The sequence below is a fragment of the Streptomyces sp. NBC_00038 genome, from assembly GCF_026343635.1.
In the GTDB taxonomy this organism is placed as follows: Bacteria; Actinomycetota; Actinomycetes; order Streptomycetales; family Streptomycetaceae; genus Streptomyces.
Window position 1 is genome coordinate 8,960,402 of sequence record NZ_JAPELQ010000001.1, and the last position, 23,628, is coordinate 8,984,029.

The 23,628-nt window shown below is 68.7% G+C and carries 18 protein-coding genes; 8 read left to right on the top strand and 10 right to left on the bottom strand.

Going from position 1 to position 23,628, the window contains the following annotated elements:
- Positions 1–47 precede the first annotated feature (47 nt).
- Positions 48–1,193 (bottom strand): acyl-CoA dehydrogenase family protein, encoded by a 1,146-nt coding sequence (locus tag OG219_RS40175; RefSeq protein WP_266835187.1) that lies wholly within the window; start codon positions 1,191–1,193, stop codon positions 48–50.
- A gap of 306 nt (positions 1,194–1,499) precedes the next feature.
- Here OG219_RS40175 and OG219_RS40180 point away from each other — a divergent pair, with 306 nt between their 5' ends.
- Complete coding sequence (locus OG219_RS40180; protein ID WP_266835189.1) at positions 1,500–2,993, top strand: aldehyde dehydrogenase family protein; 1,494 nt, start codon at positions 1,500–1,502, stop codon at positions 2,991–2,993.
- Between the two features lie 194 nt (positions 2,994–3,187).
- Here OG219_RS40180 and OG219_RS40185 read toward each other — a convergent pair whose 3' ends face one another.
- The 4 genes from OG219_RS40185 to OG219_RS40200 all read right to left on the bottom strand — a co-directional run bounded on the left by OG219_RS40185 (position 3,188) and on the right by OG219_RS40200 (position 8,004).
- On the bottom strand, positions 3,188–3,901 hold the full coding sequence (locus OG219_RS40185; RefSeq protein WP_266835191.1) for a hypothetical protein: 714 nt from the start codon (positions 3,899–3,901) through the stop codon (positions 3,188–3,190).
- Positions 3,898–5,880, bottom strand: coding sequence for a dehydrogenase E1 component subunit alpha/beta (locus tag OG219_RS40190; protein WP_266835193.1), 1,983 nt, complete (start codon positions 5,878–5,880; stop codon positions 3,898–3,900). Before OG219_RS40190 ends, OG219_RS40185 begins: the two co-directional genes overlap by 4 nt.
- An 84-nt stretch (positions 5,881–5,964) precedes the next feature.
- The gene (locus OG219_RS40195) at positions 5,965–7,305 is read right to left on the bottom strand and encodes an aldehyde dehydrogenase family protein (protein ID WP_266835195.1); all 1,341 of its coding nucleotides are present in this window, start codon (positions 7,303–7,305) and stop codon (positions 5,965–5,967) included.
- 120 nt (positions 7,306–7,425) lie between these two features.
- A complete protein-coding gene (locus OG219_RS40200; protein WP_266835197.1) occupies positions 7,426–8,004 on the bottom strand; it encodes a PadR family transcriptional regulator in 579 nt (192 codons plus the stop codon).
- A 181-nt stretch (positions 8,005–8,185) separates the two neighbouring features.
- Here OG219_RS40200 and OG219_RS40205 point away from each other — a divergent pair, with 181 nt between their 5' ends.
- The 5 genes from OG219_RS40205 (at position 8,186) to OG219_RS40225 (ending at position 15,718) form a co-directional block, all read left to right on the top strand.
- Positions 8,186–9,559, top strand: a complete 1,374-nt coding sequence (locus OG219_RS40205) for a carotenoid oxygenase family protein (protein ID WP_266835199.1) — start codon at positions 8,186–8,188, stop codon at positions 9,557–9,559.
- A 107-nt stretch (positions 9,560–9,666) separates the two neighbouring features.
- Positions 9,667–10,842, top strand: a complete 1,176-nt coding sequence (locus tag OG219_RS40210) for an acyl-CoA dehydrogenase family protein (protein ID WP_266835201.1) — start codon at positions 9,667–9,669, stop codon at positions 10,840–10,842.
- A 35-nt stretch (positions 10,843–10,877) separates the two neighbouring features.
- Positions 10,878–12,908: an NADPH-dependent 2,4-dienoyl-CoA reductase gene (locus OG219_RS40215; protein WP_266835203.1), complete on the top strand. Its 2,031-nt coding sequence runs from the start codon at positions 10,878–10,880 to the stop codon at positions 12,906–12,908.
- A gap of 99 nt (positions 12,909–13,007) precedes the next feature.
- A complete protein-coding gene (locus tag OG219_RS40220) occupies positions 13,008–14,561 on the top strand; it encodes an AMP-binding protein (protein WP_266835205.1) in 1,554 nt (517 codons plus the stop codon).
- Between the two features lie 11 nt (positions 14,562–14,572).
- Positions 14,573–15,718, top strand: coding sequence for an acyl-CoA dehydrogenase family protein (locus tag OG219_RS40225; protein WP_266835207.1), 1,146 nt, complete (start codon positions 14,573–14,575; stop codon positions 15,716–15,718).
- Positions 15,719–15,748: 30 nt separating this feature from the next.
- Here the strand turns inward: OG219_RS40225 and OG219_RS40230 are convergent, their stop codons facing one another.
- The 4 genes from OG219_RS40230 to OG219_RS40245 all read right to left on the bottom strand — a co-directional run bounded on the left by OG219_RS40230 (position 15,749) and on the right by OG219_RS40245 (position 20,170).
- Positions 15,749–16,906: a serine hydrolase gene (locus tag OG219_RS40230; RefSeq protein ID WP_266835209.1), complete on the bottom strand. Its 1,158-nt coding sequence runs from the start codon at positions 16,904–16,906 to the stop codon at positions 15,749–15,751.
- 217 nt (positions 16,907–17,123) lie between these two features.
- Positions 17,124–18,026 carry a S1 family peptidase gene (locus OG219_RS40235; protein ID WP_266835211.1) on the bottom strand — a complete coding sequence of 301 codons (903 nt, stop codon included), beginning with the start codon at positions 18,024–18,026 and terminating at the stop codon, positions 17,124–17,126.
- A 347-nt stretch (positions 18,027–18,373) separates the two neighbouring features.
- Positions 18,374–19,255: a bile acid:sodium symporter family protein gene (locus OG219_RS40240; protein ID WP_266835213.1), complete on the bottom strand. Its 882-nt coding sequence runs from the start codon at positions 19,253–19,255 to the stop codon at positions 18,374–18,376.
- 144 nt (positions 19,256–19,399) lie between these two features.
- The gene (locus OG219_RS40245; protein ID WP_266835215.1) at positions 19,400–20,170 is read right to left on the bottom strand and encodes an alpha/beta fold hydrolase; all 771 of its coding nucleotides are present in this window, start codon (positions 20,168–20,170) and stop codon (positions 19,400–19,402) included.
- 249 nt (positions 20,171–20,419) lie between these two features.
- Between OG219_RS40245 and OG219_RS40250 the strand changes: the two genes are divergently transcribed.
- Positions 20,420–21,685, top strand: coding sequence for an amidohydrolase (locus OG219_RS40250; RefSeq protein ID WP_266835217.1), 1,266 nt, complete (start codon positions 20,420–20,422; stop codon positions 21,683–21,685).
- A 30-nt stretch (positions 21,686–21,715) separates the two neighbouring features.
- A complete protein-coding gene (locus OG219_RS40255; protein ID WP_266835219.1) occupies positions 21,716–22,270 on the top strand; it encodes a TetR/AcrR family transcriptional regulator in 555 nt (184 codons plus the stop codon).
- An 89-nt stretch (positions 22,271–22,359) separates the two neighbouring features.
- Here the strand turns inward: OG219_RS40255 and OG219_RS40260 are convergent, their stop codons facing one another.
- Complete coding sequence (locus OG219_RS40260; protein WP_266835221.1) at positions 22,360–23,604, bottom strand: MFS transporter; 1,245 nt, start codon at positions 23,602–23,604, stop codon at positions 22,360–22,362.
- Positions 23,605–23,628 lie beyond the last annotated feature (24 nt).

The following is a 23,628-nucleotide window of genomic DNA, read 5'->3' on the forward strand; positions in this document are numbered from 1 at the left end:
GCCGTTGTCTGGTCGAGCGCTCTGGTCGAGCGCTCTGGTCGCGCGCCCTAGTCGCGCGCGGACAGGCCGAGCAGGTCGCGGGCGATCATCCAGCGGTGGATCTCCGCGGTGCCGTGGCCGATGCGCCACACCCGGACCTGCCGGTAGAAACTCTGGATGGGGACTTCCTTGCTGTAGCCGAGACCGCCAAGGATCTGCAGACACCGGTCCGTCACCCGTTGCGCCATTTCCGTGGCGTACAACTTGGCCATGAACGCCTCGGTCTCACACGGCTTTCCCTCGTCGGCGAGCCAGGCCGCCCGGTAGGTCAACAGGCGTGCCGCGTCGAGTTCGGTCACCGAGTCGGCCAGCATCCACTGCACCGCCTGGCGCGAGGCGATCGGCTTGCCCCAGGTGACCCTGCTCTTCGCCCACTCGACCGCGATGTCGATGCTGCGCTGTGCCATGCCCAACTGGAAGGCAGCGATCTTGAGTCTGCCGTGGGTGAGCTGCTCGTTGACCAGCGCCCAGCCACCTCCGACGTCTCCCAGCCGGTTGGCATCCGGCACCACGCAGTCGTCGAAGACGAGTTCATGGGGTTCCCAGTCGTCGCCCATGGTCGGGATCGAGCGCGACAGGCTGAACCCGGGCGTGCCCTTCTCGACGAGGAAGCAGGTGATACCGCGCGCGCCGCGCTCCCGGTCGGTACTCGCGAAGAGGATCACGAAGTTCGCGCGCTCGGCATACGAGATGAAGGTCTTCGTCCCGTTGATGACCCAGTTGTCGCCGTCTCGCACCGCGGTCGTGTGAATGGCCGCCACGTCCGAGCCGCCGCTCGGCTCGGTGAACGCGTAACAACAGCGGTGATCCGCCTTGATGATCGGGTAGAGGAAACGCTGCTTCTGTTCCTCGTTGCACTTGTACAGCACCGGCTCGGGACTGCCGCCGAACTCGAACATGGCGGGATGCTTGAACAGTTCCTCGACGACCAGGCAGGTGGCCAGCGTCCCCATCCCCTGCCCGCCGTACTCCTCCGGCACGTCCAGCGCCCAGAATCCCTGGCGTCGCGCCTTCTCCTCGAGCTCGGTGCGAGTCTTCGCGTCGAACGAACCCTTGATCAGGAACTCGTGCTCCAGGGGCATCAGCTCCTTTTCCCGGAACTGCCGCACTGAATCGACGAACATCGCCAACTCGGGCGGAATCGAGTAGTCCACGTACAGCCTCCGCACTCCCGCGGTCACCGGCGGCAGACCATTCGCCACCGAGTCGACCCGTCAGTCGAACGGCCCTAGCGTGACTGTCCTCCATGGCGCCGTCAAGCGTTGGGGGCAGAGAAAGTCGCAGTGTACGGTGCTTGCCCTCCCGTTGGCGGCTGGTTAGAGTGCGCCGCATCCCGGCCCGACCCATGAGTCGGGAGAGCCGATATCAAGGGGCGATGCAATGGCATCGGCTCGCGTACCGCCGACTCCCCGCAGCGCACCGAAGTCCGCACTGATATCCCGCAATGAAGGAGGTCAACGGTGACCCTTGTTGTCGACAAGACACGGATCGACGAAGTAGTGGGCTCGCTCAGCCATCAGTTGCTGATCAACGGTGAATGGGTGGACGCTGCGTCCGGCCGCACGTTCGAGACGCTCAATCCGGCCAGCGAGGAAGTCCTCGCGTCGGTCGCCCATGGTGAGGCCGAGGATGTCGACCTGGCGGTGCGTGCCGCTCGCGCGGCGTTCGAGGAAGGTGCGCCGTGGCGGCGGATGCCCCATGGTGAGCGCGGCAAGATCATTCACAGGCTCGGCGATCTGGTCCTGGAGCACCTGGAAGACTTCGCGCTGCTCGAGTCGCTGGACAACGGGAAGCCGTACTGGGCCGCCGAGGCCGTGGACGTTCCGTTGGCGGCGGACCTGCTTCACTACATGTCCGGCTGGGCGACGAAGATCGAAGGCAGCACGATTCCCACCTCCGGCCTTGATCCCACGCAGTACTTGAGTTTCACGCTCAAGGAGCCCGTCGGCGTGTGCGCGCAGATCATCCCGTGGAACATCCCCTTGCTGATGGCGGCGTGGAAGATCGGCCCGGCGCTCGCAGCGGGCTGTACGACTGTGCTCAAGACCGCCGAACAGACGCCGCTGTCGGCGTTGTTGCTCGGTGAGTTGGCCATGCGAGCCGGCGTTCCGGCCGGTGTGCTCAACATCGTCACCGGATTCGGTGACGCGGGGGCCGCGCTGGCCGCACACCCCGACGTGGACAAGGTCACGTTCACCGGGTCCACCGAGGTCGGTCGCAAGATCGTGAAAGCCGCGGCAGGCAGCAACCTCAAGAAGGTCAGCCTGGAACTGGGTGGCAAGTCGCCCAACGTGATTTTCGCCGACGCCGATATCGACAAGGCCATCACCGACTCGGCGAACGCGATCTTCTTCAACCAGGGCGAGTCCTGTGTGGCCGGATCCCGGCTGTACGTCGAGGAATCCGTGTACGACGAGGTGGTGGCGGGCATCGCCGAACAGGCCCGGTCGATCAAGGTCGGTGACGGTCTCGACCCGGGCACCGCGATGGGCCCCTTGATATCGCAGGCGCAGTTCGAGCGCGTGACCGGCTACATCCGCTCCGGCCGGGACGAAGGCGCCGTCGTCCACGGCGGTGACCGCGTGGGAGACCGCGGCTACTTCGTCGCTCCCACGGTGCTCGCCGGCACCCGCGAGGACATGACCGCGGTGCGCGAGGAGATCTTCGGCCCGGTGGTCGCCGTGGCGCCGTTCAGCGCCGAGTCCGACATCGTGCCCACGGCCAACAACACCAACTACGGTCTGGGCGCGGGCGTGTTCACCCGCGACATCAGCAAGGCCTACCGCACCGCACGCCGCTTGCGCGCCGGCACGGTCTGGGTCAACACCTGGAACGTCTTCGACGCGTCGCTGCCGTTCGGCGGCTACAAGGAATCCGGCTGGGGCCGCGAAATGGGCGGCGCGGTCTTCGACAACTACCTGGAGACCAAGACCGTCATCACCGATCTCGGCTGAGGGCCTGTTCCTGGTGCGGAGTTCACGCCTGCGCACCAGGAACAGCCGCCGGGGAGGGGTCATCGGCGAGTCACCGGGTCACCGCGATGAGCGCGTCCCGCATCGCGGCGTCGATGGGATTCATCGGGGGCGGTTGAGGCACACGGCGGCGACGCCGTCGGCCACCGACATCTCGACCGGCGTACTCACGGCGGTCATGACGGGCCCAGCTCCCCGATCGCCCGCGCGGCGGAGCCGGCGAGGTGAGCGGTCTCGGCGGTGTCGAGGGTTGCTCCGCCGTTGGCCCAGACCTCAAGCACCTGGCGTACGGCCATCACTTCGTCACCGTTGTGCACGGACGCGACCACGCGCCGAACGGGGGCGCCGATGGTGACGACGGGCCGGCCGGAAGCCGTAAGCAGCCGGGTCACACCCGTGGCGGAGCCGTCGACGATGTCGAGGTCGACGTCGTCCGCTCGGTCGACGACGTGTTCGCGTGCCGCGAGCCGCCGCTGGATGCCGCCGGCCGACAGCCGGCCGGCGTCCTCCAGAACCACGGTCGTGAAGGGGAGTTCGGGCGACCCGTCGACGCCGAACCGCACAGCGACGCGAATGTGCTGGTTGGTGATCCCGCGCATCGCCCTGACAGCCCCTGCGGTCAAGCGAGCCAGGCGATCCATCGCGTCCTGACCGGACGGGACCAGCGTGTCGACCGCGACCCAGTCCTGTCCGGCGGGTTCCGGGGCGGCGGCCCGGACCAGCGAGCGTGCGTCCGACAGGCGAACGGCGGGCAGGCCGGGGGAGAGGTCGAGTCGGACATCATGGGAGCGCAGGAATTCACGCGCCGCCGGTGTCACGAGCCGCCTGGTGGACGGCGGCGGCGCCGCGGGTTGCGACGCCCAGCCCGCGGCCATCGTCGACGGGGTCATGACCGCACCACCCGCCGGACGGTGTCGGCGATGGCGTCGGCGTCGGGCAGCCACAGCTTCTCAAGGCTGGGGGCGTAGGGGCTCGGGATCGCCGGCGGCGCGACGCGGGCCACCGGGGCGTCGAGGTGCCAGAAGCCCTCGTTCGCCGCCAGCGCGGCAAGCTCGGCGCCGACACCGAAGTCCTGGACGGCTTCGTGGACGATCACGAGGCGGTGGGTGCGCTCGAGCGATCGCAGCACCGTCTCCCGGTCCAACGGCGAGATCGTCCGCAGGTCGATGACCTCGGCGGAGATGCCGTCCTCGGCGAGCCGGTCAGCGGCCTGCAGGACCGTGGTCAGCATCCGCGACCAGCTGACGACACTCACGTCGCGGCCCTCGCGCACGACCTTGGCGCGCCCCAAGGGTACGAGGTGATCGGGCTCCGGGCGTGGCCCCTTCATCCCGTACTGGAGCCGGTTCTCGATGAAGACCACCGGGTTGGGGTCGCGGATGGCGGCACGCATGAGGCCGTAGGCGTCGGCCGGGTTCGACGGCATCACCACCGTCAAGCCGGGTATGTGGGCGAGGACGGCCTCCAGGCTCTGCGAGTGCTGGCTGCCGGATGACCGGCCGGCGCCGAACTGCGTACGCACGACGAGCGGCAGGGAAGCCCGCCCGCCGGTCATGAACCGCAGCTTTGCCGCCTGGTTCATCAACCCGTCGAGACACACACCGATGAAGTCCATGTACATGATCTCGACAACGGGACGGAATCCGGCCAGCGCCGCCCCCACCGCAGTGCCGACGATCGCGGTCTCGGAGATCGGGGTGTCGCGGACGCGCCCGGGGAAGGCGTCCGCCATTCCCCGGAACAGACCGAACACATTGCCTTGTGCGACGTCGATCCCGGCCATGAAGACGCTCGGGTCGTCGGTCATCTCGCGTTCGATGGCCTCGCGAATGGCGGCCATCATCTTGACGGGTTCGCCGCTGGGCGCCGGCGGCTCGGGGATGTCGGGACGGGGCGCGGTCACGAAGTCGAAGAGGGACGCGGGTTTCGGGGCCTCGGCCTGACGGGCGTGTTCGACCGCGGCGTCGATCTCCGCGCGGACGGCGACGTCGACCTCGATGAGCACATCAGGTGTGGCGCCGGCCGCCAGCGCCTTGTCGTACGCGAGGTTCAGCGGGTCGCGTTCCCGCCAGGACGCGAGCTCCTCGCCGGTGCGGTAGTGCTCGGGATCTCCTTCGTAGTGCCCGTGCCAGCGGTAGGTGAAGGCCTCGACCAGGAACGGACCGTGCCCGGCGCGGGTGTGGGCGATGACGTTGTCCATGACGTCGGCCACCGCGATCACGTCGTTGCCGTCGACCCTGCGATACGGCACGCCGTAGCCGACCGCGCGCTCCTTGAGCGTGGCCCGGTGCTGGTCGCTCGCCCTGGAGAACTCGGCGTACTGGTTGTTCTCGCAGAAGAAGACGACGGGCAGGTCCCAGACACCCGCGAGGTTCACGGCCTCGTGGAACATGCCCTGAGCGACCGCCCCGTCGCCGAAGAAGGAGACGACGACACTGTCGCCGCCCCGCAGTTGGGCCGCGGTCGCGGCGCCCACGGCGATGGGGAGCCCCGCGCCGACGATGCCGTTCGCCCCGAAGATCCCCTGCTCGGGGTCGGCGATGTGCATGGACCCGCCGCGCCCACGGCAGGTTCCGCTGTCCCGTCCCATCAGCTCGGCCATCATCTGGTCCGCGCCGAGCCCTTTCGCCAGGCAGTGACCGTGGCCCCGGTGGGTCGACGTCACGACGTCGTCCTCGCGCAGGTGCCGGCACGCGCCTACCGCCGTCGCCTCCTGACCTATGGACAGGTGGACGAAACCGGGAACCTCACCGGCCTTGTAGAGCGCGGATGTCCGGGTCTCGAACTCGCGTATGCGGCGCATGCGCCGGTACAGCTCGACCACCGCCTCCGCCTGCGCGGCCGGGGCCTCGGACACACTGGTCACCATGCTTGGCATCCTCACAATCGATCCGACTCGACCCCGACCGAGGCCCGAACGATGTACAGGCCCTGCGGACCGGTTGGTGGCGGTTCAGCTCAGCGGTACGTCGAGGACCGCCTTGCGGTGGCTGAAGGTCTCGATGGAGTAGCGGCCGTGGTAATTGCCCATGCCGCTCGCGCCGACGCCGCCGAACGGCAGCTCGGGGACGGCCAGGTGGCGAATCGGCAGGCCGAAGTTGAGGCCTCCTGAGGACGTCTCGTCGGCGAGCCGCCGACGGGTGGTGTCGTTCTCGGTGAAGGCGTAAAGAGCCAGCGGCTTGTCGCGGTCGTTGATGAACTCGATGGCCTCGTCGAGCCCGGCGACGGTGAGGATCGGCAGGATGGGGCCGAAGATCTCCTCCCGCATGACCGGTTCGTCGGGTGACACGTCGGCCAGCACGGTCGGCGCGATGTACTTGTCGGCGCGGTCGTGCTGTCCTCCGGTCACCGTGCGGCCCGAGCCGAGCAGCGCGGTCAGACGGTCGAAGTGGCGCTCGTTGATGATGCGTCCGTACGCGTCGGAAGGAGCCGGACCGGCACCGTAGCGGTCCTCGATCGCATCGGTCAGGGCGTTCTCCAACGCGCGGGCGGTGGCCGGGTCGGTGAGTACGTAGTCGGGGGCGACGCAGGTCTGGCCGGCATTCGCGAACTTGGTCCCCACCAGCCGTGCGGCGACCGTGGTCAGGTCCGCGTCGCTGTCGACGAACACCGGGCATTTGCCGCCGAGTTCGAGGGTGACCGGGGTGAGATGCTCGGCGGCCGCCTTCATCACGATGCGGCCGACCGCGCCACCACCCGTGTAGAAGATGTGGTCGAAGTGCTGGGCCAGGAGGGCCGTGGTCTCGGCGGGACCGCCCTCGACGACGGCGGTCGCCTCGTCGTCCAGATAGGCAGGCAGCAGCCGTGCGAGGAGCGCGGAGGTCGCCTCCGTGTACTCGGCGGGCTTGATGACGACGGCGTTGCCGGAGGCCAGCGCGCCGGCGACCGGCACGAGCAGCAGGTTGACCGGATAGTTCCAGGCGGAGATGACGAGGGCCACGCCCAGCGGATCGAACTTGGTGCGGGCCGCGGATCCGTCGGGGAACCCGGGGCCCGTGATGGCCGCGGGCTGCGGGCGCAGCCACTCCTCCAAGTGTTCCAGCGTGTGGTCGATCTCCCGCACGGTGAAGTCGATTTCGGAAAGGTACGCCTCCGCCCGCGGTTTGTGCAGGTCCGTATGGAGAGCGTCGGCGAGGTCGTCTCCGTGCTCGGTCAGCAGTGCGCGCAGCCGGGTGAGCTGCTCCTTGCGCCAGGCAAGAGGCTTCGTACGCCCGGTGCGGAACGTGGTGCGCAGCCGGTCGACCAGCGCCGCCGCCTCGTCGGCGGTGAAGCCGGTCCTGGTCTCAGTGGTCACAGGCTCGTCCATTCCTGCGGTGGGGGCGCCGATCGTCGGCCGACGTCTTCGGCGGAGGTAGGGGGACAGGCGTCTTACCGGTGTCCGAGGGCGGCCTTGGGCTGCCCTCGGACACCCCGGTCACGAGAGCGTGCCGTCCTGCGTGATCGCTTGTCGTGCGCGCAGGACTCGGGCGGTCTCCTCGCACCAGTCGGCGTACTCCTGCTCGAAACGGAGGCCGCGCAGGCAGGTCAGGTACGGCCCGATCCGGTCGCTGGATCTCAGGAACTCCTGCTCGTCCAGGTCGCCGCGCAGGCGGCGCAGGAACCGGGTGAAGATGTCGATCTTGGCGGCGGCGATGGCTGCTCGCTCCTCCACCTGCTCGATCACGGCTTCCGCGGAGACGCTGTCCACGGCCTGCATCTTGACCATGAGGTCGTCGCGGACGAAGGACGGTTTGACGGGGGCTTGGGCGAAGCTCTCGAGCTCGGCGAGACCGGCGTCGGTGATGGTGAACAGACGCTTGGTCGGGCGGGATTCCTGAACCACGTTGTGGCCCTCGACCAGACCGGCCTTCTCCATCTTGGTGAGCTCCAGGTAGAGCTGCTGAGGCAGTGCGTGCCAGAAGTTGGCCATGCCCAGGTCGAAAGACTTGGCCAGTTGGTAGCCGCTGGACTCCCCGTCCAGCAATGCCGCCAGCACCGCGTGCCGCAGACCCACGATCGCGCTCCCTGATGTCTCTGTCGCTGACGATTCCATCGGCCACCTGCCCGTCGTGCGGGGGTTGACGCTTCTAGATTACTCAATGATATTAGTACTCAAATTTATGAGTATCAAGGGCGTGGGAGTCGTGCCGCTTCCGACGCCACGCCCGCAGCTCTCCACAGGAGCAGGAGACGGCATGAAAGCGTCACCGAAGTCCCCGTACGACAGCGTCATGGCGCCGGCGACCGAAGAGGTCACGGCCTTCGATCTGCCCGTCACCGGGCGCATCCCGGCCGAGCTGAACGGCCGCTACCTGCGCAACGGCCCCAACGAGATGAACCTCGACGACCCGCTGCTGCACGTCTTCATCGGCGACGGCATGGTCCACGGCGTACGGCTGCGCGACGGCAAGGCGGAGTGGTACCGCAACCGCTGGGTCCGCTCCCAGCACATCGCCAAGGCCCTGGGCGAAGAGCCCCGCCCGGGTGAGTACCGCAGGAACGACCTCGGCGCGAACACCAGCGTCATGGGCCTCGGCGACCGCACCTTCGCTTTGATGGAGGGAGGCACCCGGCCCTACGAACTCACCTACGAGCTCGACACGTTGGGCCCCTGCGACCTCGGCGGGACCCTGCGCGAGGGCTTCACCGCCCACCCGAAGGTCGACCCGCAGACCGGTGAGATCCACGCCGTCACGTACGACATCCCCGGCGACACCGTGCGCTACCTGGTCATCTCCCCGGCCGGTCTCGTCACCCGCACCGTCGAGATCCCGGCCCCGCACGGGCCGATGATGCACGACTTCTCGCTCACCCAGAAGTACGTGGTCCTCTACGACCTGCCCATCGCCTTCAGCCTGGAGGCGGCCAAGGCGGGCGCGCGGCTTCCGCTGGCCTGGCACGAGGGACGCGGCGGGCGCATCGGCCTGCTGCCCAGGGGCGGCACCGAGGTGCGCTGGCTCGACATCCCGCCCTCCTGGGTCTTCCACACCCTCAACGCCTACGACGACGGTGACACGGTCGTCCTGGACCTGGTCTCGTATCCGAAGATGTTCGTCAATGCCCAGTTCCAGGGCAACAGCCTTCCGACGCTCGACCGTTGGGTGGTCGACACGGTCACCGGAAAGGTCACCGAGACGCGCATCGACGACCGCCCGCAGGAGTTCCCGGTGGCCAGTCCGGCCGTCGTCGGCAGCACGTACCGCTACGGCTACACAGCCGTCACCGCGCCCATGATCCGCTTCGCGGGCCCGACCGCCGAGCTGGACGACCTGTCCGACGACTCCTTCGGCGACTCGGTCCTCAAGCACGACCTCACCGACCAGACCATGGAGGTGCACCGCTTCGCCAAGGGCTGCTATGCCAGTGAGGCGTTCTTCGTGCCCTCCGAGAACGCGCAGGCGGAGGACGACGGCTACCTCATGGCGTACGTCTTCGATCCGGACCGGGGCGCCAGCGACCTGGTGATCCTCTCCGGACAGGACTTCACCGGCGCCCCCGTGGCCACGGTCCATCTCCCCGCGCGCGTGCCGTTCGGCTTCCACGGCCGATGGATCCCCGACCCGGCCTGACGCCTGCGTCCCGACGGCAGTGGATGCCCGGCAGCCCGGGCATCCACGCACACCAGTCACCACCGCGGGGTCGGCACGCCCCGCTTGTCACGGCCTGGAGGCCGGAAATGAAGTCGTCACCCCTCCCCTCCACCGATCTGCTCGCCCTGGACGGGCTGTTGACCGACGAGGAGAAGGAAATCCGCCGGACTGTCCGGACCATGGGAGAACGCGAGTTGCGCCCGCACCTCGCCGAATGGTTCGAGCGAGGCGCGATCCCGGCCCGTGACCTGGCACGGCGGCTGGGCGAGATCGGCGTACTCGGCATGCACCTGGAGGGCTACGGGTGTGCGGGCACCAACGCCGTGTCGTACGGGCTGGCCTGCCTGGAACTGGAGGCTGTCGACTCCGGGCTGCGCAGCCTGGTGTCGGTCCAGGGCTCGCTCGCGATGTACGCGATCCGGGCGTACGGGTCCGAGGAGCAGAAGCAGCAGTGGCTGCCGGGCATGGCGGCGGGCGAGAAGATCGGCTGCTTCGGTCTCACCGAGCCGGACGCCGGGTCCGACCCGGGCGCCATGCGCACCACCGGCAAGCGCGACGGGCCCGACTGGGTGCTCAACGGCACCAAGATGTGGATCACGAACGGTTCGGTGGCGGACATCGCCGTGGTGTGGGCCCGTACCGATGACGGCGTCCGGGGCTTCCTCGTGCCGTCGGGCACCCCCGGCTTCAGCGCCACCGAGATCAAGGGCAAGCTCTCGCTGCGGGCCAGCGTGACCAGTGAACTCGTCCTTGAGGACGTACGGTTGCCCGCCGACTCGATGCTCCCCGAGGCCCAGGGTCTGTCCGGCCCGCTCGGCTGCCTCAACGAAGCCCGCTTCGGCATCGTCTTCGGAGCGCTCGGCGCTGCCCGGGACTGCCTGGAGACCGCGATCGCCTACGCCGGCGAGCGCATGGTGTTCGATCGCGCGCTGAGCTCCTACCAGCTCACCCAGCAGAAGCTGGTGGACATGGCCCTGGAACTCGACAAGGGCATGCTGCTCGCCCTGCACCTGGGCCGGCTCAAGGACGCGGGCCGGCTCCGGCCCGAGCAGGTCAGCGTGGGCAAGCTCAACAACGTCCGGGAGGCCATCGACATCGCCCGGCAGTGCCGCACCGTCCTCGGTGCCAGCGGCATCACCCTGGAGTACCCGGTGATGCGTCACGCCAACAACCTTGAATCCGTGCTGACTTACGAAGGCACCAGTGAGGTGCACACCCTGATCGTCGGCAAGGCGATCACCGGCGAGGCCGCGTTCCGCTGACGGGCCGCAGCACAACATCGGAGAAGCGAGTGACGATGACCGACTACCCCCATCTGCTCCGCCCCCTCGACCTGGGGTTCACCACCCTCCCCAACCGCGTGATCATGGGCTCGATGCACACCGGCCTCGAAGACGGCAGCGGACCGCTCGACCGGCTCGCCGCGTTCTTCGCCGAACGGGCCCGCGGTGGCGTGGGACTCATGGTGACGGGCGGCTACTCGCCCAACGAGGACGGGATGTTCTACCCGGGCGCCTGCAAACTCAGTACCACCGAAGAGGCGCTGCGGCACCGCACGGTCACCGAGGCGGTGCACGACGCGGGCGGCAGGATCGCGGTCCAACTGCTGCACGCAGGCCGCTACTCCGACCACCCCGGTGCTGTGTCGGCCTCCGCGCTCCAGGCGCCGATCAAGCGGTACCGCCCGCGTTCCCTGACTGACCAGGACATCCGTACGACGATCTCCGACTTCGCCCGTTCGGCGGCTCTCGCCCGGGAGGCGGGTTACGACGGCATCGAGATCATGGGCAACGAGGGCTACCTCATCAACCAGTTCCTGGCGCCGCGTACCAACCACCGCACGGACGACTGGGGCGGTACCGCCGAGAACCGACGGCGGCTCGCGGTGGAGATCGTCCGGTCCTGCCGAGAGGCCGTCGGGCACGACTTCATCATCATCTACCGGTTGTCCATGCTGGAGCTGGTGGAGGACGGGCAGACCTGGGACGAGGTCGTCGCCCTCGCCAAGGAGGTCGAAGCGGCGGGTGCCACCATCATGAACACCGGCATCGGCTGGCACGAGGCCCGCGTGCCCACCATCGTCACCTCCGTGCCACGGGCCGCCTTCACCGCAGTGACCGCCAAGCTCAGGCAGCATGTCGGGATCCCGGTGGTCGCCTCCAACCGGATCAACATGCCGCAGGTCGCCGAGGAGTTGCTGGCCCGCGGCGACGCCGACCTGGTGTCCATGGCCCGCCCGCTGCTCGCCGACCCCGAGTGGCTGGCCAAGGCCGAGGCGGGCCGGGCGGACGAGATCAACACCTGCATCGCCTGCAACCAGGCATGCCTGGACCACACCTTCACCCGGACCGCCGCCTCCTGCCTGGTCAATCCGCGTGCCGGCCGCGAGACCACACTGCGCCTCGAACCGGTACGGCGCGCCAAGCGGGTCGCCGTCGTCGGTGCGGGCCCGGCCGGACTGTCCTGCGCGGTGTCGCTCGCCGAACGCGGCCACGGGGTCGAGCTGTTCGAGGCGGCGGACACGATCGGCGGGCAGTTCGACATCGCCTCCCGCATCCCGGGCAAGGAGGAGTTCGCCGAGACCATCCGCTACTACCGCCGCCGCATCGAATCCACCGGCGTCACCCTGCACCTGAACACCCGCGCCACCGCGGACACACTGGCCGCGGCCGGCTTCGACGAAGTGGTCGTCGCGACGGGCGTCGTGCCGCGGGTGCCGCACATCCCCGGCATCGACCACCCTTCGGTGGTGTCGTACGTCGATGTCGTACGGCACGGAGCACCGGTCGGTGACCGGGTGGCCGTGGTCGGTGCGGGCGGTATCGGAGTCGACGTCAGTGAGTTCCTGACGCACACCACGTCGCCGACGCTCGATCCCCAGGCGTGGCGGGCCGAGTGGGGTATCGACATCGACGCCGAGGACCTGCGCGGCGGCCTGGTCGAGCCGAAGCCCGAACCCTCGCCCCGGCAGGTGTATCTGCTGCAGCGCAAGACCTCCCGCATCGGCAAGGACCTCGGAAAGACCACCGGCTGGGTGCACCGGGCGGTGCTGCGGGCCAAGGGCGTGGAGCAGATCACCGGGGTCAGCTACGAGCGGATCGACGACGCGGGAATGCACATCTCGTACGGCCCCGAGCGGGAACGCCCCCAGGTGCTCGCCGTCGACACCGTGGTGATCTGCGCCGGTCAGGAACCGCTGCGCGATCTCGTGGACGGACTGACCGAGCGGGGCATCACCACGCACGTCATCGGCGGCGCGGATGTCGCGGCCGAACTGGACGCCAAGCGGGCCATCGAGCAGGGCACACGGCTCGCCGCGTCGATCTGAGCCCTGGCGAGGAGGACGCCCGGCGGCTCACGCCACAGAGCCGCACGCCCCTTTCCTGTCGAGTCTTTCCCGTCGAGCCGCCAAGAGGACGGAGCTGCCATGCCCGACACACCCTCATCGCAAGAACCGCTGGGATTCGCGGACATCGCCGCCACCAACCCCGACAGGACCGCCCTGATCGAACCTGACGGGCACTCACTCAGCTATGGCGAACTGAACGCCCGTGTCAACCAGTTGGCGCATGCGCTCGCCGCCCTGGGCCTCAAGACCGGAGACGGCGTCGCGGCGATCCTGCCGAACAGCCGTCACTACTTCGAGCTGCGGTTCGCCACCGGCCGGTCCGGGCTGTACTTCATCCCGATCAGCCACCATCTCACCGCGGCGGAGATCGCCTACATCGTCGAGGACTGCGAAGCCCGGGTCGTGGTCGTCGACGAATCGCTGCTCGGCACGGCCGAACGGGCCCTGGACGAGGTCGGCTTCCGCGTCGACGGCCGCATCGTGGTGGGTGCGGCGGCGGGCTGGGTCGGCTACGAGGACTTCCTCCGGGAACAGCCGACCACACCGCCGGAGCGGCCGAGGTCCGGCAGCATCATGATGTACACCTCAGGGACGACCGGCCGCCCCAAGGGTGTACGGCGACAGCTGCCCGAAGGCCCTCCGCAGGTAACGGAGACCGAACTCAACCTCACCCGCCCGCTCGGCATCTTCCCGGGCCACGAGGTTCAGTTGGCCGCCGCCCCGCTCTACCACGGAGCCCCCGGGGTCTTCGCCAACGCGGGCCTCAACTTCGGGCACACCATCGTCATCGCGCAGCGGCCCACCCCCGAGGAGTGGCTGCAGCTCATCGACCGGCACAAGGTCTCGATCACGTTCACCGTGCCCACGGTGCTGCACCGGCTGCTCCGCCTCGCCGAAGAGGTGCGCGGACGGTACGACACATCGAGCCTGCGCAGTCTCGTCCACGGGGCCGCGCCCTGCCCGGCCGAGGTGAAGAGGGCCGCGATCGACTGGCTCGGCCCGGTGGTCCACGAGTTCTACGCGGCCACCGAAGGCCCGGCGACCACCGCGACCGCACGGGAATGGCTGGCCAGGCCGGGCACCGTCGGCCGCCCGCTGCGGGGCATCGAGGTGCGTGTCGTCGACGCCGCCGGAAACACCTTGCCCGCAGGCGAGACCGGCACCGTCTACTACAGCCCGTCGTACGAATTCGAGTACTTCAAGGACACGGAGAAGACCGCCAACTCAATGAAGGACGGCCTGTTCACGGTCGGCGACATCGGCTATCTCGACGAGGACGGGTGGCTGTTCCTCTGCGACCGCCGCACGGACCTCATCCTGTCCGGCGGAGTCAACGTCTATCCGGCGGAGGTGGAAGCCGTTCTCCTCGCCCACCCGGACGTGGCCGACGCCGCCGTGATCGGTGTGCCGGACGCGGAGTGGGGGCAGCGGGTGGCCGCCGTCGTACAGCCGGAAGCCGGTGTGCCGGCCGGGGACGAGCTGGCCGGGCGCCTCACCGAGCACTGCCGCACCCAACTGGCCGCATTCAAGATCCCCCGCTCCATGACCTTCACCGGCCGCCTGCCCCGAACAGCGATGGGAAAGGTGCGCCGGCACGAGCTGCGCACAGCGGCGACGCCACACGACGAATAGGAATGTCCACCATGGAACGCACCATCTTCAACGACAGTCACGAGATCTTCCGCAGGACCGCACGGGAGTTCATGGCCAAAGAGGTCGTCCCGCACTTCGCGGAATGGGACGCGGCCGGAATCGTTCCGCGCGATGTTTTCCGCCGCATCGGTGAACTCGGCGTCCTGGGCATGCAGATACCGGAGGAGTACGGGGGCGGCGGATCCGACAGCTTCCTGTACGCCGCGGTCTGGGCCGAGGAGACGGCACGCGCCTATGTGAACCTGGGCGGTTTCAGCGCGCATCTGCACATCGTGCTGCCGTACTTCCTCGCGTACGCCACCGAAGAACAACGTCGGCGCTGGTTCCCCGGGTTGGCCTCCGGTGACCTGATGGCATCCATCGCGATGACCGAACCGGGTACCGGATCGGATCTTGCCGGCATGACGACCACGGCCGACAAGCGGGACGGCCACTATGTGCTGAACGGCGCGAAGACCTTCATCACCGGTGGGATCAACGCGGATCTGGTCCTCGTGGTGGCGAGGACCGGAAAGGGCGAGGACCGGCGGGACGGCCTCTCCCTCCTGGTGGTCGAGCGGGACATGCCCGGCTTCAGCCGGGGCCGCAATCTCGACAAGATCGGCCTCAAGACCCAGGACACCGCCGAGCTCTTCTTCGAGGACGTCCGCGTGCCCGCCGAGAACCTGCTGGGTGAGGAGGGCAAGGCGTTCGGCTGCATGATGAGCAACCTGCCCCAGGAACGCCTCGGCATCGCCGTCGCCGCGCAGGCGGCGGCCGAAGCGGCGCTCACCACGACCCTGGAGTACGTCCAGAACCGGAAGGTGTTCGGCACCACCGTGTCGTCCTTCCAGAACACCAAGTTCGAACTCGCCGCCTGCGCGGCCGAGATCGAGGCCGGACGGTTCCTGGTCGACCGTGCCCTGGTCGCGCACGACGCCGGCGAACTGTCGGCCGCCGACGCCGCGAAGGTCAAGGTCTTCACCACCGAACTGCAGGGCCGGGTGATCGACCGCTGCCTTCAACTGCACGGCGGCTACGGCTATATGCGGGAGTACCCCATCGCCCGGCTGTACACCGATGCCCGCATCTCCCGCATCCTGGGCGGCACCACCGAGGTGTTGAAGACGATCATCGCCAAGTCGCTGGGGCTCTGAGACGCCGGCCATGTGGGGGGACAGGCCCTGTCAGTTGTCGTGTCGGGCGATCGCGCGCAGGAAGGCGACCGTTTCCATCTCGCGGTTGGTGGACTCCTCCGTGGAGGTGCCGTACCTGCGGTTGGCGGAGAGCTTGACGATGGTGGTGCGGGCGGTCGGGTCGACGTAGACGAACTGGTTGTAGACACCGATCGCGCTGAACTCGCCGCGGTCCCCGGCCGGGAGCCACCACTGGTAGCCGTAACCGAGGTCGATGGGGTGGCCGCCGACGATCGGGCGGCCCGGCTCCAGGTGAGGGGCGGCGACCGCCACCGAGTCGCGCACCCACGCCGCGGGGACGATCTGCTCGCCCTGCCATGCGCCGCCGCCCCGGTACAGTTCGCCGATCCGGGCGTAGTCGCGGGCGGTGAGGTTGAGCCCGCCGTAGGCCATCTCCGTTCCGTCCGGGGCGACGATCCAGTATCCGGGCGAGGTCATGCCGAGCGGCTCACACAGTTTTTCCTGCATGTAGTCGGCCATCGAGCGCCCGGTCGCCCGGGCCACGAGCAGGGAAAGCACCTGCGTCTCCCCGGAGTTGTAGCGGCAGACGGTGCCCGGCTCGCTCTCGCGCACCATGCTCGCGACGAAGTCGTCGAGTGTGCCGCCGAAACCCACGGTGGCCAGGCTGAGCCGGAAGATGTCGGAGTCGGGGTCGTTGTAGTCCTCGTTCCAGCGGGCGCCGGACGACATCCGCAGGACGTTCCGGATCGTGACCTCGTCGAACGCGGAGCCGGGCAGCACCGGCACGTAAGCGCTGATCGCCTCGTCGATACTCCGGATGTGCCCCTCCTCGACCGCGATGCCGACGAGGGCGGAGACGAAGCTCTTGGACACCGACATGGACAGCCACGGCACGTCCGGCCCTCCCGTGAGCAGGTATCGCTCGTATCGGATCTCGCCGTCGATCAGCACGAGAAGCGCCGCGGTGTCCGTGTCGGCCAGGAACTCCTCGGTCGACCGGACGGTGCCGTCGAACTCGTACGCATCAGGAAACGTGATCGACTTTCCCACGGGCCAGGCGTACGGCTTCGACGAGGGAACCGTCTCCCGGGTATCCGCGAAGTCCTTGATCCGGCAGAAGTTCTCGTGCTGCGGGGCACCGGTGAAGAGACCGAGGTCGCCAAGGTTCTGACGTTGCTGATCAGTCATCGTCGTCCTTCAATCTTCAATCGCTCAGACGAAATGGGGAATGCGAGCAGGGTGGGAGACTTGATCGCGGCCGATGCGGAAAGACCCCCCTCGGCCTTGCCGACGGCCTCCCCGGCACCCGGGTAACGACGAGCCCCCACACGTCACTTGCGTGCGGGGGCTCGCCGACTGCCTGCCGCAGGCCGAGCCGTGCGGATGCCGATCCGACGCGTGCCGGTCAGTAGACGCTGACGCCGTAGGCGCTGAGGGCTTCGGTCACGGGCTGGAAGAAGGTGGTGCCGCCCGAGGTGCAGTCACCGGTGCCGCCGTGGGTCAGGCCGAGCGCGACGCCGCCGGCGGTGTAGAGGGGGCCGCCGGAGTCGCCGACCCCACCGCAGATGTCGGTCTGGATCAAGTCGTAGAGCACGAATCCGCCGCCGTAGTTGATGGAGGCGTTGACGGCGGTCACGGTGCCGGTGCGCCTGCCGCTGGTGGAGCCGTCACTGATCACCGCCTGGCCGACGGTGGCGTTGCCGGAACTGACGATGTTGGTGTTGCCCGCTATTCCGGGCTTGAAGACGAACGGGTTGGTGTAGCGGACCAGCGCGTAGTCGTTGATCGGCCAGGTGTAGCCGACGGTCGTGCCCAGCGCGGCAGTCAGACCGGAGTCGGAGTACCAGGTCGAGACGGCCTCGCCGCAGTGGCCCGCGGTCAGGAAGTAGGTGACGCCGGCCTTGATGACGTTGAAGCCGAGCGAACAGCGGAGGCCGGTTCCGTAGACGGCGTCGCCGCCCGCGATGAAGGGCTTGAACTCGCCCGAGGTGTGCTCGATCGTGAGGGCATCGGCGTTGCTGCCCGCGTCCTCCTTGATCTGCGCGATCTCGGCGTCGGAGACCGTGCTGTCGACGGTGACGAGCACGCGGTTCGTCTCGGGGTCGACGGCCCAGGCGGTACCGGCGATGTCGGACTCGAGTACCGACTCCTGCACCGTGTTCAGCTCGGTGGCGCTGAAGGCCTGGACGTCGGCCGCGTTCGCGCTGGGGACGGTGAACGCTGCCGCGGCCACGAGTCCGGTGCCTACGGCGATCAGCCGGGTTCGTCCCGCCGTGCCGTTGCGAGGGGTGGTGCGTTTGATTCTCACGTTTCGTTCCTCCGAGGGGAAGTGGTGGGCCCGCGCGGGGTCGGGGCCCGTGAGGCGCAGCAGGGGCGGTCTGGATCCGGATAAGCCGTGCCCCTGACAAACGCCGTGGGGAGTTCGACCGACTGATCGGTCGACACAAGGGCGCTTTTCCGCCACGCGGGTTCATCCGGTGGACGGGGTGTGGGGATTGCCCTTGCTGGAGCCAGGTCCGCGTACAACGCCTGATGGCAGGCGTTGAGCGTGACGCCACAGCTGCCGCAGATCGTGTCGGCCGTGACGGAGGCCATCGCTCGACGGGTGGGGTGGTGGCCGAGAATGGCGCGCTCTATGGCATGTGCGTGGCTATGTCAGTCGGACACGCCTTCGAGATTCGCGACGCCCGCTCTTCGGGCGAACCCGTACGCGACCAACGCGACGGGGAAGTACATCAAGATGCCGTACACCGCGGGCGGGATGGCCATCGTCGGGTTGTCCAGCACCGTGATCGCCACGGTGATCGCGAGCACCGCGTTGTGGATCCCGATCTCCATGGCCGAGGCGATGGCCTGCTCAAGACCCACCCGGAACAGCCGCGGCACGAAGTAGCCGATGGTCAGGCTGCACAGGCAGAACAGCAGAGTGATGACGGTGAGCGTGCCCGCGTTGTCCAGCAGGACGTCGTACTGCTGCGACACCGCGCCGATGATGACCGCCACCAGGACGATGACCGATCCGACCTTGACCGGACCCCGCATGCGCTCGGCCCACGCGGTGTACCGGTGGTGCACCCACATGCCGACGACGACCGGGATCACCACGGTCACGACGACCTGGATCAGCTTGTCCGCCGGCAGCCCGATCGAGCGGCCCTCGCCCAGGAAGTGGGCCATCGACACCTGGGCGATGACGGGGAAGGTCACCATCGCGATGACTGAGTTGATCGCGGTCACGGCGATGTTGAGCGCCACGTCACCGCCGGCCAGATGACTGAAGAGGCTCGCCGAGGGGCCACCGGGCGACGCCGCCAGCAGCATCATCCCGACCGCCAGTTCCGGCGCGAGCCCGAACGCGACGGTGAGGCCGAAGGCGATGGCGGGCAGTACGAGGACCTGGCAGAACAGCGAGACGACGGCGGCCTTGGGAGCCTGGAAGACCCGCGCCAGATCGGCCGTGGTCAGGGTCAGTCCAAGACCGAACATCGTGATGACGATCGCCACCGGGAGCAGAACCGTTATGTATACCTCTGACACCAGCGTCTCCTGAAGTGGTCGGAGCTTCGCCGCCGAAGCGGCCCGAGGGGGTTGGCGGCCAGTGGGCTCCGTCGCCTTGCGAACCTCGTGGGTTTCAGGGGGAGCTCAGGGCTGGGCCGTGGCGTCGAGCCCGGTCACGCGGGTTCACCGATGTGTCGCGGTCCGGTGTTCCATGTCCACGCGTCGCACGAGGTTGACGAAGTGTTGCGGGTGCACCAGGTGCGGGTAATGGCCGGTGCCGAGCCATGCCTCGACGGTGACGGTCGGACCGGTTCCGGCCAGCCAGGTCCGGTATTCGGGACCCGGCTCGGTGCCGTGCAGCGCCAGGTAGGGCGCGTTGATCGCGCCGAGCAACCCGGCCGCGAGTTCCGTGAGTTCGGCCGGGCCGGCTTGCTCTAGATCTCCGCCCCAGATCCCCAGGACGACGTCGCGGTCGTAGCGACGGAGGTCGTAGAGGCGTGCGGACTCGGCCGGGGAGAGTGCGCCGGCCTCGAACTGCGTGAACATCTCGTCGAGTGCGTTGGTGAACTCCGCCGTTCGCAGCCTCGGCAGCATGTCCAGCACCGTCCGCTGCATGGACGCGAGGTCGAGCGACTGGTCGACGTTCACCACCGCGCGTACCGGATGCATGGCGGCGTACACGGTGGCGACCATTGCCCCGAGGGAGTGCCCGATGATCAGCGGCGGTTCCTGGGGTGCCACGGCGTCCAGGGTGGCGTGGACGTCCTCGGCGAGGGTCAGCATGTCGTACGGCGGCTGCGCGGGTGAGCGTCCGTGACCGCGCAGGTCGAGGGTGAGGACCCGATGGGTCGTGGCGAGCGGCCCGATGACGGGGTCCCAGGCCGTGCCGTTCTCTGTCAGGCCGTGCAGCAGCACGGCCAGGGGGCCTTGACCGACTTCCTGATGGTGGAGCACGTGCGCTCCTCTCCTGGGCGTGGTGTTGCCGGGCGGGACCAGCGGGAGCCGGGCCGCGGCGTAGGTGATCAGAGGCTCCGCGTGGACGGTCGCGAGGGACGGTGGGTTGCCTCGGGACCGGATGGCCGACATCGGCCTGGGGTGGCCGCCGACGTCTTTCGGCTGTTCACGTTCCCGGCAATGTACCATTGGAACATCACGTGTGTACCATTGGAACAACTGAATTTTCCGGGCGAAGGAGCGACTCCCTTGACAGGCACCGTATGGACCGGTCTCGACCAGCTGGTCTCCGAACTCGCGGACTTCTACCGGGACCTGCACGAGCACCCTGAGCTGTCCCTGCAGGAGCACCGCACCGCGGGGCTCGTGGCGAGCGCCCTGCGGCCTCTCGGCTTCGACGTGACGGAGCAGGTCGGCGGGACGGGCGTGGTGGGAGTACTGCGCAACGGAGACGGGCCGGTGGTGCTGGTACGCGCCGACCTCGATGCGCTTCCGGTGGAGGAGGAGACCGGCCTGCCGTATGCGAGCACCGCTAGGGCCACCGACACCGACGGACAGGAAGTGCCGGTGATGCACGCCTGCGGCCACGACATGCACACCACCTGTCTGCTCGGTGCCGCGACTTTGCTGGCCCGCGACCCCGGCAGCTGGTCCGGGACGCTGCTCGTCGTCTTCCAGCCGGCCGAGGAACTCGGGCGCGGAGCACGGGACATGGTCGACGACGGGCTGTTCCGCCGGTTCCCCAAGCCGGACATCGTGCTCGGCCAGCACGTCGGCCCGCTGCCCGCCGGCACCATCGGACATGCCTCGGGGCCGATCATGGCCGCCGGGGACTCCGCGAAGGTCGTCCTGCACGGCCGGGGCGGACACGGATCCCGCCCGGAGGCGACCGTCGACCCGGTCCTGATGGCGGCGCACGTCGTCACCCGGCTCCAGGGCATCGTCGGGCGCGAGGTCCCGCCCTCCGAGTCCGCCGTGGTCACCGTGGGGCGGCTCCAGGCCGGGACCAAGGACAACATCATCCCCGACACCGCGGAACTGGGCATCAACGTCCGCACCTACTCCGCCCGGACCCGCACGCTGGTCCATGAAGCGATCGAGCGGATCATCCGCAGCGAGGCCACCGCCAGCGCCGCGCCCCGTCCGCCCGAGCTGGAATGGACGATCGCCGTCCCTCCGCTGATCAGTGACCCGAACGCCACGGAGACCACCGTGGCGGCCTTCGCCGAACACTTCGGCGAGCAGCGGCTGTTTCCCTTGCCGCCCCTCACCGCGGGCGAGGACATCGGCGTACTGGGCGAAGCCGCAGGCGCCCCCACGGTGTTCTGGTTCTGGGGCGGACTGGACGCGGACACGGTCACCGCCGCGCTCCGCGACGGCCGGTTCGACCAGCTGCCCACCAACCACTCACCGCGCTTCGCCCCGGTCCTCGAACCCACCCTCACCACGGGCGTCGAGACCCTGGTCGTCGCCGCCCTCACCTGGCTGGGCAAGCCCGTCGAAACCCTCGGTTAGACTGGCCCGCCGGAACGGTCAGAGAGGGACATGAGCGACGAGACGCCCCGCGCGAAACTACTCCGCAAAGGCCAGGATCTGCTGGCGGAACGGGGAGGCCGGCTCAGCGACCTGACGCTGCGCAAGCTCGCCGAACACCTCGGCACCAGCCATCGCATGCTCATCCACCACTTCGGTTCCCGCGACGGGTTTCTCGCCGCCCTCCTCAGCGAACTGCGCCAGCAGGAGCAGACGGCCCTGCGCGCCGTCTCCGCCGAGGGCACCTACGAGGACGCCCTGCGACTACTCGAAGGCTTCTACCTCGACCCCGCCCAAGGCCCGAGGATCAGCGCCTTCTTCTACGTCCTCGGCCTCGCCGTCCAAGACCCCGACTCCTACCGCGAGTTCCTCGACTCCCTGGAGGACTGGACCACCCTGTTCACCACCCTGGGCGAGCGCGACGGCCTCCCGCACGAGGCCGCACGCGCCCGTGCCCAGGCACTCGTCTGGACCGTGCGCGGCCTCGTCGTCACGGGGATCACCACCGGCAGGCGCCAGGAAGCGCTCGACGAACTTCGAAGCGTCATCCACCACTTGGGCTACTAGACATTGCTGGTGGTGTGCGCCTGGTCGCCGCGGACGGGTACCGGCGGGCCGGCTGAGGTCCGCGGGCTTCAGCGGCGGGTTGCGGGGCTTCATGAGTGGCTGCGGGACAGTCCCGGTTCCTGCTGCGACGTCTGGTCGGGGCGGGGCAGTAGGAGCGGGGTGGTCAGAATGAGTAGTCCCGCGACCGTGAGAGCGGTGCGTGGGCTGGTGACGTCGCCGAGCAGACCGGCTAGTGCGGTGAGGATGGCGATGGACGCCTGCTGGCCGATCGACCAGGCCGACAGGGTGCGGGCGACGAGATGCCTGGGGGTGTGTTCGAGCCGGTAGGTGGCGAGCACCGGGGTGTACAGGCTCATGTTGACGATGATCGCCAGTTCGACGGCGATCACGGTGACGAGGCCGACGATGCCGGGCTGGACGAAGGCCAGGCCGATCAGCCAGATGGCGCGCAGGGTGCCGACGGTGCGGAAGACCGCGTGCCGGCCGTAGCGGGTCACGACGCGGTGGGCCAGTCGGGAGCCGATGAGTCCGCCGACGCAGGGGGCGGCGAAGGCGAGGCCGTACTGCCAGGGTGGGAAACCGAGTTGGCGAAGCAGGAGTACGGCCAGCAACGGCTCGGTGGCCATGATCAGACCGGCGACGAGCATGTTGTTGAGGTAGAGCCGCCGCAGGCCGGGGTGGCCCATGATGTGTCGCCAGCCGTCGAGCAGTGCGCCCGCCCGCAGCGGGCTCTTGTCGGTCGTTCGCGGCGCTTCTTCTCGGTCGCGGATCGCGGTGATGCCCAGCGCGGAGAGCAGGTGACTGAGCGCGTCGGCCACCACGGTGGTGACCGGCCCGAACAGGCCGATCGCCGCCCCGCCGAGCGGTGGTCCGACCGCGATGGAGCTCCAGTTCGTGGACTCGAACCGCGCGTTGGCGATGAGCAGGTCATCCGGCGGGACGAGGGACTTGAGGTAGGCGCCGGCGGCCGCGTTGAAGGCGATCTTGGCTGCGGCGACCACGGCCGAGGTCACGAGCAGTTGGACGAAACTGAGCCGTCCGAAGGCGTAGGCGACCGGGATCGTCGCGATGGCCGCGAACCGGGTCAGGTCCATCGCGATCATGACCGGCCGCTTGCGCCGAAACTCCACCCACGGGGCGAGTGGCAGCGCGATCAGCGCGCCCACCGCGGGCCCCACCGCGGACAGCGCGGACACCTCGGCGGGACTGGCGTGCAACGCCAGCACGGCGATCAGCGGGAGTGCGCCGAACCCCAGCCCGGACCCGTAGGCGCTCACCGCGTATGCCGCCCACAGCCAGCCGAACCGCCGGCCCAACGGTCTCCTGCCCACCATGCTCAGCGCGCCCCCTCGATGTCC

Excerpts from the sequence above, each read along its gene's own strand:
- OG219_RS40220 (WP_266835205.1), top strand. The coding sequence starts at position 13,008 with ATGCCCGACACACCCTCATCGCAAGAACCGCTGGGATTCGCGGACATC.
- OG219_RS40210 (WP_266835201.1), top strand. The coding sequence starts at position 9,667 with ATGAAGTCGTCACCCCTCCCCTCCACCGATCTGCTCGCCCTGGACGGG.
- OG219_RS40260 (WP_266835221.1), bottom strand. The coding sequence starts at position 23,604 with ATGGTGGGCAGGAGACCGTTGGGCCGGCGGTTCGGCTGGCTGTGGGCG.
- OG219_RS40185 (WP_266835191.1), bottom strand. The coding sequence starts at position 3,901 with ATGACCCCGTCGACGATGGCCGCGGGCTGGGCGTCGCAACCCGCGGCG.
- OG219_RS40190 (WP_266835193.1), bottom strand. The coding sequence starts at position 5,880 with ATGGTGACCAGTGTGTCCGAGGCCCCGGCCGCGCAGGCGGAGGCGGTG.
- OG219_RS40215 (WP_266835203.1), top strand. The coding sequence starts at position 10,878 with ATGACCGACTACCCCCATCTGCTCCGCCCCCTCGACCTGGGGTTCACC.
- OG219_RS40255 (WP_266835219.1), top strand. The coding sequence starts at position 21,716 with ATGAGCGACGAGACGCCCCGCGCGAAACTACTCCGCAAAGGCCAGGAT.
- OG219_RS40205 (WP_266835199.1), top strand. The coding sequence starts at position 8,186 with ATGAAAGCGTCACCGAAGTCCCCGTACGACAGCGTCATGGCGCCGGCG.
- OG219_RS40225 (WP_266835207.1), top strand. The coding sequence starts at position 14,573 with ATGGAACGCACCATCTTCAACGACAGTCACGAGATCTTCCGCAGGACC.
- OG219_RS40230 (WP_266835209.1), bottom strand. The coding sequence starts at position 16,906 with ATGACTGATCAGCAACGTCAGAACCTTGGCGACCTCGGTCTCTTCACC.